This window comes from Nisaea sediminum (assembly GCF_014904705.1).
In the GTDB taxonomy this organism is placed as follows: domain Bacteria; phylum Pseudomonadota; class Alphaproteobacteria; order Thalassobaculales; family Thalassobaculaceae; genus Nisaea; species Nisaea sediminum.
Map to the genome: position 1 here is coordinate 14045 of NZ_JACZCQ010000008.1, position 14118 is coordinate 28162.

The window sequence follows — 14118 nt, forward strand, 5'->3', positions numbered from 1 at the left end:
AAAGAGAGATAAAAAAATAGAATTATGTCTCCCTTTGATTTTGTAAATTCAATCATTGGTTTGGCGAAAAGTCACTCGCCTGTCATCCGTCAAAGTTGAGCTTGAGCGGCCAATGGTGAATAGAAGTCACCAAATAGAGCCACTTTGAATCAAACGGAGATACCAATGTCGGTTTCCGCAACCGTTCCCTCGCTTTTTTCCAGCCGCCGCGGGTACCTCGTTGTAGATCGCGGTGTTCGTGACAGCGATATCCTGCTCGCAGAACGCGACCCGTCCTTCCAGGTCATCCGCCTCGAGAAGGATGGAGATCCGCTGGGGCAGATCGCCGTGGCACTTGCCGGCGAGCGCGATGTTGCCAGCCTGCACATCCTTTCCCACGGCGAGCCGGGCGCCCTGATTCTGGCGAATACGCGGGTCGACACGGAGATTCTGGGGCGGTCGTCGAAATATCTCGACGCCATACGGTCAAGCCTCGCCTGGGACGCCGACATCGTTCTTTATGGCTGTTCCGTCGGGGCCGGGAATACGGGCCGTGAATTCGTCGACGCGTTGGAAAAACGCCTTGGCGCCGAGGTCCTCGCATCCGCGCTGCCGGTCGGTGCCGGTTGGGGATGGGGGGCTTTCGCCGCCGCGCTGACTGCCTTCGCGCCGGAGAGCGCGGCCCGATATCCGCATACGCTTGGTCAAACGACATTCGGGATCGTCACGACGATTCAGTCCACCACCACGCTGGTGGTCACTGAGCCGGACGTCACGATCAGCGTCGAGCGCTCGGACGGCACGGCGATGGCAGGCGTCAGCTCGGGCTTTCTCAATGCCGGCGAGATCGCGAGCTCCACGACCTACACGCTGAGCTACTCAAGCCCGGTCAACATCACCCAGTTCCAGATCGGCGAATTTACCAATCTTTCCGCCGGGGCGAATTACACCTTCACACCGAATACCGGCACCGCGATTACCCTCGCCGACAACAGCGGCGACATTGTCGGCGCGATCGCAACTTTGAACCCCGGCGACTGGACCGGCGTTACGTCCATTACGGTTTCCTACGCGGGCGCCGCCAACTGGCGGGTCGGGCTCGACAACATCAAATACACCATCGCCGGTCCGACGACCGGCAACGACGCCCTGACGGGTGACGGCACGGCCAATACGATCGACCTGTTGGCCGGCAACGACTCCTATTCCGGCCTCGCCGGGGCCGACACGATCACGGGTGGAGCCGGCAACGACACGATCCTCGGCGGCGACGATGCCGACGTTGTGCTCGGCGGGGACGGCAACGATTCGATCTCCGGCGGTGCGGGCGCCGACAATCTTTCCGGCGATGCGGGCGACGATACGTTTGCCGCGACCTCCGCCGACATCACGGGCCTCGCCGAGACGATCAGCGGCGGCACCGGCACGGATGTGCTGCAGCTGAACGGTGGTGGTGCCTTCGATCTCTCCGGCGCGACCATAGACAGCATCGAGCTGATTTCCGGCAGTGCTTCGGCCGACTCCATCACCGGTACCAGCGCCGCGGACACGATCGCAGGCGGCGATGGCGCGGATGTCATCAATGCCGGCGACGGCGCCAATGTGGTTTCCGGCGGCGCTGCCGCCGACAACCTGATCGGCGGTTCCGGCGCGGACACCTTCATCGCGACCTCTGCGGACATCACCGGCCTGGCCGAGACGATCAGCGGCGGCGGCGGCACCGACGTGCTGCAACTGAACGGCGGCGGCGCCTTCGACCTTTCCAGTGCCACGCTTAACAGCGTGGAGCTGATCACCGGCAGCGCCGCGGCGGATTCCATCACCGGCACCAGCGGTGCCGACGCGATCAATGCCGGCGACGGCGCCAATGTGGTTTCCGGCGGCGCTGCCGCCGACAACCTGATCGGCGGTTCCGGCGCGGACACCTTCATCGCGACCTCTGCGGACATCACCGGCCTGGCCGAGACGGTCAGCGGCGGCGGCGGCACCGACGTGCTGCAACTGAACGGCGGCGGCGCCTTCAACCTTTCCAGCACGACGCTGGACAGCGTGGAGCTGATCACCGGCAGTGCTTCGGCGGATGCCATCACCGGCACCAGTGCCGCAGACACGATCTCAGGTGGCGGTGGAGCCGACACTCTGAGTGGCGGCGGTGGCGGCGATTCGCTCGTGGGCGGCTCCGACGCCGACAGCTTGGTTGGTGGCGCGGGCACCGACGTTTTGTTCGGCGGGGCCGGCAACGATACCTTCAGCGGCACTGCGAGCGAGTTCAACGGCGATACGATCTCCGGGCTTGCCGCCGGCGACCAGATCGTTGTTTCCGGTACGGATGTGAGCAGCCTGAACGGTTCGACTCTTGGCGGTACGATCTCGCTCGGTGCGGAAAGCATCGTCGTCTCCGGTGCCGATGCCAACCTGGTGATCAACGCGAGCGTAAGTGGCGGGAACACGACCCTCACCTTCAGTGCCGCGAGCAGCGGCTCGGGCAGCGGCTCAAGCGGCGGATCATCTTCGGGCAGCGGATTGACGGTCACCAACCAGACCTCCGACGACACCGCCGGAACCGCGACCGGCCGTACGCTGGTCAACAATTCCGGCAGCAGCGCGACGGGTGCTCTGGTCGAAGGCACGGGCAACGGCAACGTCGTCACCGTCACTCTGCCGGCGGGCGTCTCCCTGACCCAGAGCGGGACCTCCAACGCGGTTGTCTCGTCATCGGCGGGCACGACCCTGCGCGGGGAAATCCAGACGACGGAGCCGTCTGTGACCGGGCAGGGTTTCCTCGACGGTCACGGCCAGTCCTTCCTCGCCAACAACGCCGGCATGTCGCTGGATGTCCGCTCGATCGTGTTCTCCAGCACCGGCGGCTCGGCGCAGACAGTGCATCTCACCGGGCAATCCTCCAGCGGCTCCGAGGCGTTCGTCATCGACACCTCGAACCTGCCTACAGGGTCGTCCCTGCAGCTCGACAATATCGAGTTCGCCGCCATCGTCGGCAATGCGACGGTGACCGGCGGCGCCGGGAAGAACTACGTGGTCGGCGATGAATCGACCCAGTTCATTTCGTGCGGCGCCGAGGACGACACGCTGGCTGGCGGCGGCGGCAACGACACCGTCGGTTCCGGCTGGGGCGAGGATCTGGTTTATGGCAACCAGGGCACCGACAGCGTGTTTGGCGGCGGGGGCAGGGACACCCTGTTCGGCGGCCAGGACGCCGATACGGTTGCCGGCGACAACGACAATGACTTCGTCTACGGCAACAAGGGGAACGATACGGTCCTCGGCGGCGAGAACGACGACATGGTCTATGGAGGCCAGGACGAGGACATCGTCTACGGCAACTCCGGTAATGACAGCCTGTTTGGCAACCTCGGCAACGACACGCTCTACGGCGGCCAGGGCAACGACCTGCTATGGGGCAACAGCGGTGACGACTATCTCGCCGGAAATACAGGCGACGATACGCTCTCCGGTGGCGAGGGCGCTGACACGTTCGTCTTCAGCTTCGGTGGCGGCAACGAGACCGTAAGCGACTTCGCGGCCGGCACCGATACGCTGGCACTCGAAAGTGGGCTCGGGGTCAGCGGAGGAACCGAGGTGAACGGGAACACCGTCGTCACCTTCTCCGACGGCGGCACAGTCACCATCATCGGTGTGCAAAAGGCCGATGTCGCAGCCGCGACCGGGTGGGACCTCGTGTAACCATTCTGCCGATCGTCATCCGGACCGCACAGCCCGGATGACGATACCGTTTATGGTGTGACACTCGTCGGCGAAGCGCTCAGAAATCCAGATTGGCGTAGTGTGCCGGCGGGCGGACGCCGGGGATATGGTCGGAGAGCAGCGGCCGGAAGCTCGGGCGGGACTTAACCCGCGCATACCATTCCTTCGCCTCCGGATACTTCTCCCACGGCACGTCGCCGATGTAGTCGACGGCGGAAAGCTGGGACGCCGCTGCGATGTCGGCGAGGCTGAAATGGTCCCCGCCAAGCCAGTTCCGGCGTTCGGCGAGGAAGCCGATATAGGCGAGGTGGGTCGCGATGTTGGTGTGTCCGGCGCGGATCGCGGCACTGGACGGTTCGCCGGTGCCGAGAAAGCGCTTCATCAGCTTTTCGCCGACCAGCATCTCCGTCACTTCCGCATTGAACTTGAGATCGAACCAGGCGACCAGACGCCGGATCTCCGCCCGTGCCGCCGCGTCGCCGGGCAGCAGCGGGACCTCCGGGCGGGTTTCCTCGAGATATTCCGAGATCGCGGCCGAATTCGCGACCACGGTGCCGTCGTCGTCGACGAAGACCGGCACGGTGCCGTCCGGATTCAGGGCGAGGAACTCCGGACGCCGGTCCCAGACCTGCTCGACCTTGAGCTCGGCCTCGATCTTCTTTTCGCCCAGAACGACGCGGATCTTGCGGCAGAAGGGGGAAATCCAGAGGTGATAGAGGGTCGGCATTGAATTCACCGGTGGGTCTGAGGATGCCGTCAGGTTGGCGGCGCTAACCTATCAGAACCTTTCCGATTCCGACAATCGCCAGCAGCCCGAGCAGGGCGATTGCCGCCCGTTTGACCACCTCCGGCCGTGTGATGCCGAAGAGCTTGTGCCCGAGCGAGGTTCCGATGGCCATGACCGGAATCAGGATTGCGCTCCGGAGCAGCATCTCCGCGTCGATCAGTCCCTTAAAGACGGCGAGTGCCAGGGCGAAGACGTCGACCACGATGAAGAACGCGATACCCGTCGCCCGGGTGATCGCGACCGGCAACGGCGAGGAGAGATAGAGCAGCACCATCGGCGGGCCCGGAACGCCGGCGGCGCCCGACATGAAGCCGGAGACGACGCCGGTCCCGGCCAGCATCCCGTTGCCCGGCACGGAAGCCAACCTGAAGCCGCGCGCGATCAGCAGCACCGAGACGAGGATGCCGAAATAGATCGCGATCTTCATCGGTTCGGGCTCGACCAGCAAAAGGCAAGCGAAGCCGGCGGGAACGCCGATCACCGAGCCGAGCACGAGCTGCCGGATACCCGTCCAGTGCACGTCCCGGTAATTCTGCGGCAGCAGCGTGAAGCCGGCGAGTAGATCGAGGATCAGGGCCAGCGGGACGACCGCAACCGGATCGGCGACCAGCAGCAAGGCGCTGATGAGAATGAGGGCGAAGCCGAACCCGGTGAATCCGCGGACGATCCCGCCGAGCAAAGTGGCCGCGACGGCGACGGCCCAGATATGGGCGCCCCATCCGAAGAAGTCGGTCTCGAACATGTAAAGATTTGCCTTGATTGCGGCGAAGGGATCAGGCGGCGTGGATCGTGCCGCCGATATTTTCTACGCCACTTGCCTTGCCGCTCCAAGGCCGCACTGGGCGCTTCCTCTTCGTGGCCAGCAAAGCCTCGAGAATCTCCGGAGTGCCGCGCACCTGGAAGCGGCGCTGCTCAACCGGGCCGGGCAGCTCGAAACCATAGGGTTCGGCCGGAATGAAGCCGTAGGGCTCGTAATAGGAAGGCTCGCCCACCACGAGGCAGAGGTTCCAGCCGTCCTGGTCGGCTTCCTCGAGCGAGCGCGCAACCAACGTGCGGCCGAGACCCTTGCCCTGCAGTTCCGGATCCACGACCAACGGGCCGAGAACGAGGGCGGGGAGCGTCTTCCGACCGTCCTTGACGTCGATCGGCCAGTAGCGGATCGAGGCGCCGACACGGGCGTCAAACCCGGTCCGCGCGACGAGGCTGAGTTCCGGCAGGGGCTGTCCCACTCGGAGCTGATAGACGGTCTTGCCGGTGCGGTCGGGACCGAAGCCGATATCCAGCAGGGATTCGATGGCGGCCGCGTCAGCGGCGGTTTCTTTTTCGATGACGATCATTGGGCGGGTCTTCCGGCCTGGAGAAAGCCGCCCCGCGAGGGAGCCGGCCTAGAGCTTGATGACGGACAGCGCAAAACGCGCGGCGATACGTCGTCGTCGCGGGTTTGCTCGTCGCAGCTCTCTGGCCTTCGTGATCATCGTGATCCGTTTCCCAAGTCGAAATTCGCAGATACTGCATATCCCACGGACATTCCAGCGAAAAATGCGCTGCGGAGTTATCTCCGCAGCGCTGTCCCGCCATGCGATTTCCGCGTTTCTACCCCTTGATCTCCGCCAGCCGCGCCATGATCGCGGCGTTGGAGCGGATGCCGCGGTGATAGCAGACCAGCTCGAACTTCTCGTTCGGGCTGTGCACCCGGTCGTCCTCGAGGCCGAAACCGACCAATAGGCTGTCGATGCCGAGCAGGTCCTTGATCGAGCCGACCGCCGGGATCGAGCCGCCGCAGCCGATCAGCAGCGCGTCGGTCTGGTACTCGTCCTTCAGACCCGCGAGCGCGGATTGCAGATAGGGCGAGTCCGTCGGCACCCGGCGGGCCGGGAACCCGCTCGCATGGACGATCTCCAGCTTGAAGTCCGCGGGCAGCCGGTCGGCGACGAATTTCTTCAGGCCGGCGATGATCTTTTCCGCGTCCTGGTCCGGCACGAGACGGCAGGTGATCTTGGCCGAGGCCTCGGCGGCGATCACGGTCTTGCCGCCCGGCTCCTGATAGCCGCCCGTGATGCCGTTGATGTCCAGCGTCGGCCGGGCCCAGAGCCGCTCCAGCGCCGAGTAGCCTTTCTCGCCGCCGGGCGTGGTGAGGCCGATCTCGCCAAGGAAGGCCTTCTCGTCGAAGCCGAGCCCTTCCCACTGTTTCAGCTCGTTGTCGCCGACCGCGAGCACGTCGTCGTAGAAGCCCTCGATCCGGATACGCCCGCTTTCGTCGTGGAAATCGCCGAGGATCTTTGCAAGCAGGTTGATCGGGTTGATCACGCCGCCGCCATACATGCCGGAATGCAGGTCCCGGCTCGGTCCCTTGATCTTGACTTCGATGGAGACGATGCCGCGCAGCATGTAGGTGATGGCCGGCTTGTCGACCGACCACATGCCGGTGTCGCAGACGACGCAGGCATCGGCCTTGAGCTCGTCTTTGTGCGCTACCATGAATGGCTCGAGGCTTTCGCTGCCACTTTCCTCCTCGCCTTCGAGTAGCACGGTCACCCCGATGGGCAGGGAGCCGTGGACTTCCTTCCAGGCGCGGAAGGCCTCGATGAAGGTCATCACCTGGCCCTTGTCGTCCACCGCGCCGCGGGCGACGATCCGCTTGCCGCGTTCGGCCTCGACGATGACAGGTTCGAACGGGTCGCTGTCCCAGAGAGCGTAGGGATCGGCGGGCTGAACGTCATAGTGGCCGTAGTAGAGGATGTGCGGCGCGCCTTCCGGGCCCTTCATGTGGCCGACCACCATCGGATGCTTGTCTGCATCGCGCACCGCGGCGTCGAAACCGATTTCCGAGAGCTGCTGCGCCATCCATTCGGCGGCGCGGCGGACGTCCGGATCGTATTTCGGGTCGGTGCTGATGCTCGGGATGCGGAGCACGTCGACCAGACGCTCGACGGACTTGTCGAGGTTGGCGTCGATGCGGGCGAGCACGGGGGCGAGGAGGTCCTTTGACATGGGGCACCTTGGCTGAATTGAGGGCAATCCACGCAGAGAGTTTTTCCGTCAGTGGAAAGGGCGAGGATTGATCCCCGGCAGTTTGGCTCGCTATCGTGCGGCAAACAAGGGGTCGAACCCAGAGATCGAGAGGAGACGCCGTGACGCGGCTGATGGACCTGATCAAGCCGGGCAAGCTGCTGATTGCCCCCGGCATCTTCGACGGCATTTCCGCCCGCATCGCCGACGAGTACGGCTTCGAGGCGCTCTATATGACCGGTTATGGCGCGGTTGGCTCCCATCTCGGGCTGCCGGATGCGGGGCTCGCGAGCTACACCGACATGGTCGGGCGGGTGAAGGTGCTCGCCGACACGGTCTCGGCGCCGCTGGTGGCGGACGGCGATACCGGTTATGGCGGTCTGCTGAACGTCCAGCACACGGTGCGCGGCTACGAGCGCGCTGGCGCGGCCGGCATCCAGCTCGAGGACCAGGAATTCCCGAAGAAGTGCGGCCACACGCCGAACCGGAAGGTGATTCCGCTTGAGGACATGGTCGAGAAGATCAAGGTTGCGGCGGAGAGCCGGGACAGCTCCGATTTCGCCATCGTCGCGCGCACCGACGCGCGGACCAATTATGGGCTCGACGAGGCGCTGCGCCGGGGCGAGGCCTTCGCGAAAGCGGGCGCCGACATCCTCTTCATCGAGGCGCCGGAATCGGTCGAGGAGATGGAGAAGATCTGCACCAGCTTCGACAAACCGCTGCTGGTGAACGTGGTCGAGGGCGGCAAGACGCCAGTGCTGAGCGCGGATGAATACACCAAGCTCGGCTATTCCATGGCGATCTATCCGGGCACCGGCTTCCTTGCCATGGGGGCGGCGCTGCGCTCGGTCTACGGACGCCTGAAGGAAACCGGCTCCAGTCTCGGCGCGGCGCAGAAGCTGGACGATTTCGGCGCCTTCTCCCGGACCATGGGCTTCACCGACGTCTGGGATTTCGAGAAGGCCCACGCGCGCGACTGACGCATCAGGCATGTTGCCGCATCGTGGAAGTCGATTTGTCATGGTGGAAATTGCCGCCAGACTTTGGGCTTCGCTGATGTCAGGAGAATTGGATGGCCGCCGTGTCGTCGGATAACGGGTCACTGGCCGCGCGTCTTGAACGCGCGCTCGAAGGAGAGGTGTTGTTCGACCGCTTCTCCCGCGGGCGCTATTCGACCGATGCCTCGATTTACCAGGTCGAGCCGGTCGGTGTGGTCGTGCCGAAGACCCAGGACGACCTGATCGCGGCGATGGAGATCGGCCGGGAAGCCGGAGTCTCCCTGCTGCCGCGCGGCGGCGGGACCAGCCAGTGCGGGCAGACCGTCAACCATTCCCTGGTGATGGATTGCTCCCGGCACCTGAACCGCATCATCGAGATCGACGCGGAGAACATGCGCGCGGTGGTCGAGCCGGGCATCGCGCTCGACCATCTGAACGCAGCGCTGAAGCCGTACGGCCTCTTCTTCCCGGTCGATGTCTCGACCGCCAGCCGCGCCACAATCGGCGGCATGACGGCGAACAATTCCTGCGGCGGGCGCTCGATCCATTACGGCATCATGGTGGACAACGTGCTCTCCATCGACGCCGTCCTTCCGACCGGAGAGCAGCTCCATTTCGGACCGGTGCCGGGCAATCTCGGCGCTATCGAGGCCGAGCCGCGCTACCGCGATCTAGTGCGGGAGATGCGCGCCATCGCGGGCCGCGAGGCAGCGGAGATCGCCGCGAAGTTTCCAAAACTGATGCGCCGGGTCGGCGGCTACAACATCAACACGGTCGATCCCGCCGGACACAACATGGCGAGCATGCTCGTCGGCTCGGAGGGCACGCTCGCGGCCTTCCGGCAGATCGAGCTGAAGCTGCACCGTATCCCGAAGCACCGGGTCATGGGCGTCTGCCATTTCCCGACCTTCTACGAGGCGATGGACGCGACCCAGCATATCGTGAAGCTGAAGCCGCACGCGGTGGAGCTGATCGACCGCAACATGATCGAGCTCGCCCGCGACATCCCGATCTTCAAGCCGATGATCGCCGAGTTCGTGAAGGGCGAGCCGGACTCCGTCCTCGTGGTCGAGTTCGCCGGCGAGGATCACGCCGCCTGCGTCGCCCAGCTTCGCGAGCTGGAGGTCCTGATGGGCGATCTCGGCTATCCGGACGCGGTGGTGGACGCGACCGACGTGAGGCTGCAGGCGACCATCGGCGAGGTCCGCAAACAGGGCCTCAACATCATGATGTCGATGAAGCAGGCGGGAAAGCCGGTTTCCTTCATCGAGGATTGCGCCGTGCCGCTGGAGGATCTGGCGGAGTTCACCGACCGGCTGACGAAGGTGTTCGAAAGCCACGGCACGCACGGCACCTGGTACGCCCATGCCTCGGTCGGCTGCCTGCATGTCCGTCCTGTGCTGAACATGAAGGACGAGGGCGATGTGAAGCGCATGCGCTCCATCGCCGAGGCCGCCTTCGACATGGTCCGCGAATACAAAGGCTCCCATTCCGGCGAGCATGGCGACGGCATCGTCCGGTCCGAGTTCCACGAGAAGATGTTCGGCCAGCGCCTGGTGAAGGCGTTCGGTGACGTGAAACAGGCCTTCGATCCGGCCGGCACGATGAATCCGGGCCGCATCGTCAATCCGCCGAAGATGGACGACCGCGCGCTCTTCCGCTTCAAGCCGGGCTATGCGCCGATCAAGCTGGAGACCGCGCTCGACTGGTCCGAGTGGGGCGGTTTCTCCGGCGCGGTCGAGATGTGCAATAACAACGGTGCCTGCCGCAAACGCGACGCCGGCGTGATGTGCCCGAGCTTCCGCGCGACGCAGAACGAGAAGGACCTGACCCGCGGCCGTGCCAACACGCTCCGCCTCGCGCTCTCCGGCCAGCTCGGATCCGAGGCGCTGGTCTCGGAAGAGATGAAGGAGACGATGGAGCTCTGCGTCTCCTGCAAGGGCTGCAAGCGGGAATGCCCGACCGGTGTCGACATGGCGCGGATGAAGGTCGAGTTCCTGCATCACTATCGCAAGAAACATGGTTTAGGCTTGAAGGATCGCCTGATCTCCTACCTGCCGCGCTATGCCGAGGCGGCCTCGCGCTTCGGCTATCTCGCCAATGCGCGGGACGTGGTGCCGGGCCTGAAGGGGCTTTCCGAGTGGCTGCTCGGTTTCAGCGCCAAGCGCAGCCTGCCGGTCTGGAGCGACGTGCCTTTCTCGGGCGCCGAGACGGAGGCAGTCGATCCGGACGAGAGCGACGGCCGCGACGTTGTCCTGCTGAACGACACTTTCAGCACCTATTTCGAGCCGGAAAACCTGCGCGCCGCTTTGCGCGTACTGCAGCGCCTCGGCTACCGGGTACATGTCGTCGATCCGCGCGAAGAGGGCGGGCGTCATCTCTGCTGCGGACGGACTTTCCTCGCCTCCGGTCTCGTAGACGAGGCGAAAGCCGAGGCGCGCCGGATGATCGCCGCCTACCTGCCCTATGTCCGCCGCGGCATTCCGGTGGTCGGGCTGGAGCCGTCCTGTCTCTTCACCCTGCGCGACGAGTTCAAGGCCATGCTGCCCGGCGCGGAGACCGATCTCGTCGCCGAGCATGCGCTGCTGTTCGAGGAATTCATCGCCCGCGAGCAAAAGGCGAGCAAGATCTCTGCCAGTTTCAAGCCGGTCGCGAAGAAGGCGCTGGTGCACGGCCATTGCCACCAGAAGGCCTTCGCCGCCATGGGCGCCGTCGAGACTGCGCTCCGCCTCGTGCCGGACATGGAGGTCGAGGTGATCAATTCGAGCTGCTGCGGCATGGCCGGGGCCTTCGGCTACGAGAAGAAGAACCAAGAGGTCTCCATGGCTATGGCGGAGCGCGACCTGCTGCCCGCCGTGCGCGCCGCCGACGGGGACACATTGCTCGTCGCCGACGGCACTTCCTGCCGCCATCAGATCAAGGACGGCGCCGCCCGCGAGGCGGTGCATGTCGCAACCATCCTGGACCGCGCGCTGGCGTGATCCCATCCTCTGGAGAAGAGCAATGACCTACAAGTCCGGCCCCCATTTCCTGCAGATCCCGGGACCGAGCCACGTCCCCGGCCGGATCCTCCATGCCATCGGCCAGCCGACCATCGACCATCGCGGCCCGGAGTTCCAGAAGCTGGCGAACGAAGTGCTGGCGAAGGTCAAGCCGGTCTTCAAGACCGAATGCCCGGTGGTGATCTTCCCGTCCTCCGGCACCGGCGCCTGGGAAGCGGCGCTGGTCAACACGATGAGCCCGGGCGACCGGGTTCTGATGTTCGAGACCGGCCAGTTCTCGACCCTCTGGTCCGAGCTCGCGACCCGCGTCGGTCTCAAGCCCGAGGTCATTCCGGGCGATTGGCGCCACGGCGTCGACGCGGCGGCGATCGAGGAGCGGCTGAAGGCGGACAAGGCGCACGAGATCAAGGGCGTCTGCGTCGTCCATAACGAGACCTCGACCGGCGTCACCTCGAACATCCAGGCGGTGCGCAAGGCGATCGACGCGGCGAAGCATCCGGCGCTGCTCCTGGTCGACAGCATTTCCGGCCTCGGCTCGGCCGATTACCGGCATGACGAATGGGGCGCGGACGTCACCATCAGCGGCTCGCAGAAGGGGCTCATGCTGCCGCCGGGCCTCAGCTTCAACGCGGTCGGCCCGAAGGCTCTGAAGGCATCAGAGACGGCGACGACCAACCGCTCCTACTGGGACTGGCAGCACCAGATTGGCATGAACAGGGACGGTTGGTTCCCCTACACCCCGGCCACCAACCTGCTCTACGGCCTGAAAGAGGCCTGCGACATGATCATGGAGGAGGGGCTGGAGAACGTCTTCGCCCGCCACGAGCGCTGGGCCGAGGCGACCCGCCGAGCGGTGAAGACCTGGGGCCTCGAGGTGCTCTGCCAGAATGCCGACGAATACAGCCCGGTCCTGACCGCCGTGCTGATGCCGGAGGGCCACGACGCGGACAAGTACCGGGAGGTGGTGCTCGACAAGTTCGACATGTCGCTCGGCTCCGGCCTCGGCAAGGTGAAGGGCAAGGTCTTCCGCATCGGCCATCTCGGCTATTTCAACGACCTGATGCTGATGGGCACCCTCTCCGGCGTCGAGATGGGCCTCGCGGTCGCGGGGGTTCCGCACAACAAGGGCGGCGCCCAGGCGGCGATGGATTACCTGACCGGCAACGCCTGACCTACTGGTTCACGTTATAGCAAGGTCGTGACGTCCAGCACTCCGTCGGCACGCATCCGCCAGTCCGGATGGGTGCCGGCGCGGGCGGCGACGAAGCTGTGATGATAGAGCGTGAGCCAGGGCGGATCCCGGCGCAGGGCCTCGTAGCTCTGCCGGTGAAGGGCCTCGCGCGCGGCGGGTTCGACCGTGGTCCGCGAACAGTCCAGCAGTTTCTCCACCTCCTCGTTCCGGTATCCCTCCCACCAGGACCCGCGGACGCGGCTGTCGATCTTCTCGTAGAGCACCCGGAAGGTGCTCATCGGGCTGGAATCGAAGACGCACATATCATGGATCTTCTTGTCCCTGACCTGCTCCGCATAGGCGACCCTGTCCTCGACCCGGTGCACTTTCAGCGATATTCCGACTTCTGAAAGCTGACGCGCGAGGGCGGCCGTCAGGGTTTCAGCCTCGTCCGGAAGGCGGGTCGGGCAGTCGATCTCGATTGTAAGTCCTTTGCCGTAACCGGCTTCGACCAGCAGTTTCGCGGCACCCTCCAGGTCCGGTTCGATATCCGCCGGTTCCGGCGCCGCTCCGGAATGGAAGCGGCTCACGAACCCGCCGAGCGGGCTGCCCGCACCGCCGAGCACCTCCTCGATCAAGGCCATTCGGTCGGTGGCGAGGTTTACCGCCCGCCGGACCCTCGGATCCGTGAACGGCCCGCTTGCCGCATTCAGCAGGAAGATGATCGAGGTCGGGTCGATGTAGTCGTGCCGGCTGAACGTTCCCTTGAGCGTTGCGGCGTCGGCCGGCGAGAGTCGTGTCGCCACCTGTGCCTCTCCCAGCGCGAGGGCACGGGCCCGGTCCGCCGAACGCGGAACCTCGCGCCAGATCAGTCGATGTTCCGCCGAGCTTCCGCCCCACCAGTCCGGGTTGGAGAGCATGCGGATTTCGTTCGTCCCGGTCTTGCTCTCGAAGTGGAAGGAACCGCTGCCGACCGGATGGTCGAGGAAATCGGCTTTGTCCGCGAGATGCGGCGGCAGCGCATAACCCGACACCAGGACATCGAGAAGATCGGCGCAGGGCTCCACGGTCTCGATGGTCAGCGTCAGCGGATCGGGGGCGGCGATCGTCGCGCCGCCGAGATACTGGCCCCAGACCGCCGGTGCGCCGAGCGTGGCCCCGATCTCGGGCCGCTGCATGCGCGCGATGGAGAAGCGCATGGCCGCCGCATCGAGCGGGGTGCCGTCGTGAAAGCGTAAACCCGGCCGGAGACGGAAACGCCAGTGCCGTGCGTCGTCCGACATCTCCCAGCTCTCCGCGAGCGCGGGCACATAGCGCCCGTCCGGCCCGCGCCGTACCAGTGCGTCGAACAGCGCTTCCAGAAGCGCCAGAGTGTCGGAATTGTCGGTACAGTCCTGCGGATCGACCAGCTGGAGCCGGGATTGCAGGATTACGATTTCTTCGGTCATC

The 14118-nt window shown here is 65.0% G+C and carries 9 protein-coding genes; 4 read left to right on the forward strand and 5 right to left on the reverse strand.

Annotation, left to right across the window (positions count from 1 at the left end; translation table 11 throughout):
- Nucleotides 1-165 precede the first annotated feature (165 nt).
- Nucleotides 166-3681, forward strand: coding sequence for a DUF4347 domain-containing protein (locus IG122_RS17405; protein ID WP_193186591.1), 3516 nt, complete (start codon nt 166-168; stop codon nt 3679-3681).
- A gap of 79 nt (nt 3682-3760) precedes the next feature.
- Here the strand turns inward: IG122_RS17405 and IG122_RS17410 are convergent, their stop codons facing one another.
- From IG122_RS17410 to IG122_RS17425, 4 genes are all read right to left on the reverse strand, one after another.
- Nucleotides 3761-4429, reverse strand: coding sequence for a glutathione S-transferase family protein (locus IG122_RS17410; protein ID WP_193186594.1), 669 nt, complete (start codon nt 4427-4429; stop codon nt 3761-3763).
- Nucleotides 4430-4472: 43 nt separating this feature from the next.
- Nucleotides 4473-5231, reverse strand: coding sequence for a sulfite exporter TauE/SafE family protein (locus tag IG122_RS17415; RefSeq protein WP_193186597.1), 759 nt, complete (start codon nt 5229-5231; stop codon nt 4473-4475).
- 31 nt (nt 5232-5262) lie between these two features.
- Entirely contained in the window at nt 5263-5826 is a 564-nt protein-coding gene (locus IG122_RS17420; RefSeq protein ID WP_193186600.1) for a GNAT family N-acetyltransferase, read from the reverse strand.
- 256 nt (nt 5827-6082) lie between these two features.
- A complete protein-coding gene (locus IG122_RS17425; RefSeq protein ID WP_193186603.1) occupies nt 6083-7480 on the reverse strand; it encodes a dipeptidase in 1398 nt (465 codons plus the stop codon).
- Between the two features lie 140 nt (nt 7481-7620).
- Between IG122_RS17425 and IG122_RS17430 the strand changes: the two genes are divergently transcribed.
- From IG122_RS17430 to IG122_RS17440, 3 genes are all read left to right on the forward strand, one after another.
- The gene (locus IG122_RS17430; protein WP_319024917.1) at nt 7621-8478 is read left to right on the forward strand and encodes an isocitrate lyase/PEP mutase family protein; all 858 of its coding nucleotides are present in this window, start codon (nt 7621-7623) and stop codon (nt 8476-8478) included.
- Between the two features lie 92 nt (nt 8479-8570).
- A complete protein-coding gene (locus tag IG122_RS17435; protein WP_193186606.1) occupies nt 8571-11477 on the forward strand; it encodes an FAD-binding and (Fe-S)-binding domain-containing protein in 2907 nt (968 codons plus the stop codon).
- 22 nt (nt 11478-11499) lie between these two features.
- Nucleotides 11500-12669, forward strand: a complete 1170-nt coding sequence (locus IG122_RS17440; RefSeq protein ID WP_193186609.1) for a pyridoxal-phosphate-dependent aminotransferase family protein — start codon at nt 11500-11502, stop codon at nt 12667-12669.
- 14 nt (nt 12670-12683) lie between these two features.
- On the opposite strand, the gene IG122_RS17445 is transcribed toward IG122_RS17440, so the two are convergent.
- Complete coding sequence (locus IG122_RS17445) at nt 12684-14117, reverse strand: ABC transporter substrate-binding protein (protein WP_193186612.1); 1434 nt, start codon at nt 14115-14117, stop codon at nt 12684-12686.
- Between the last annotated feature and the right edge of the window lies 1 nt (nt 14118).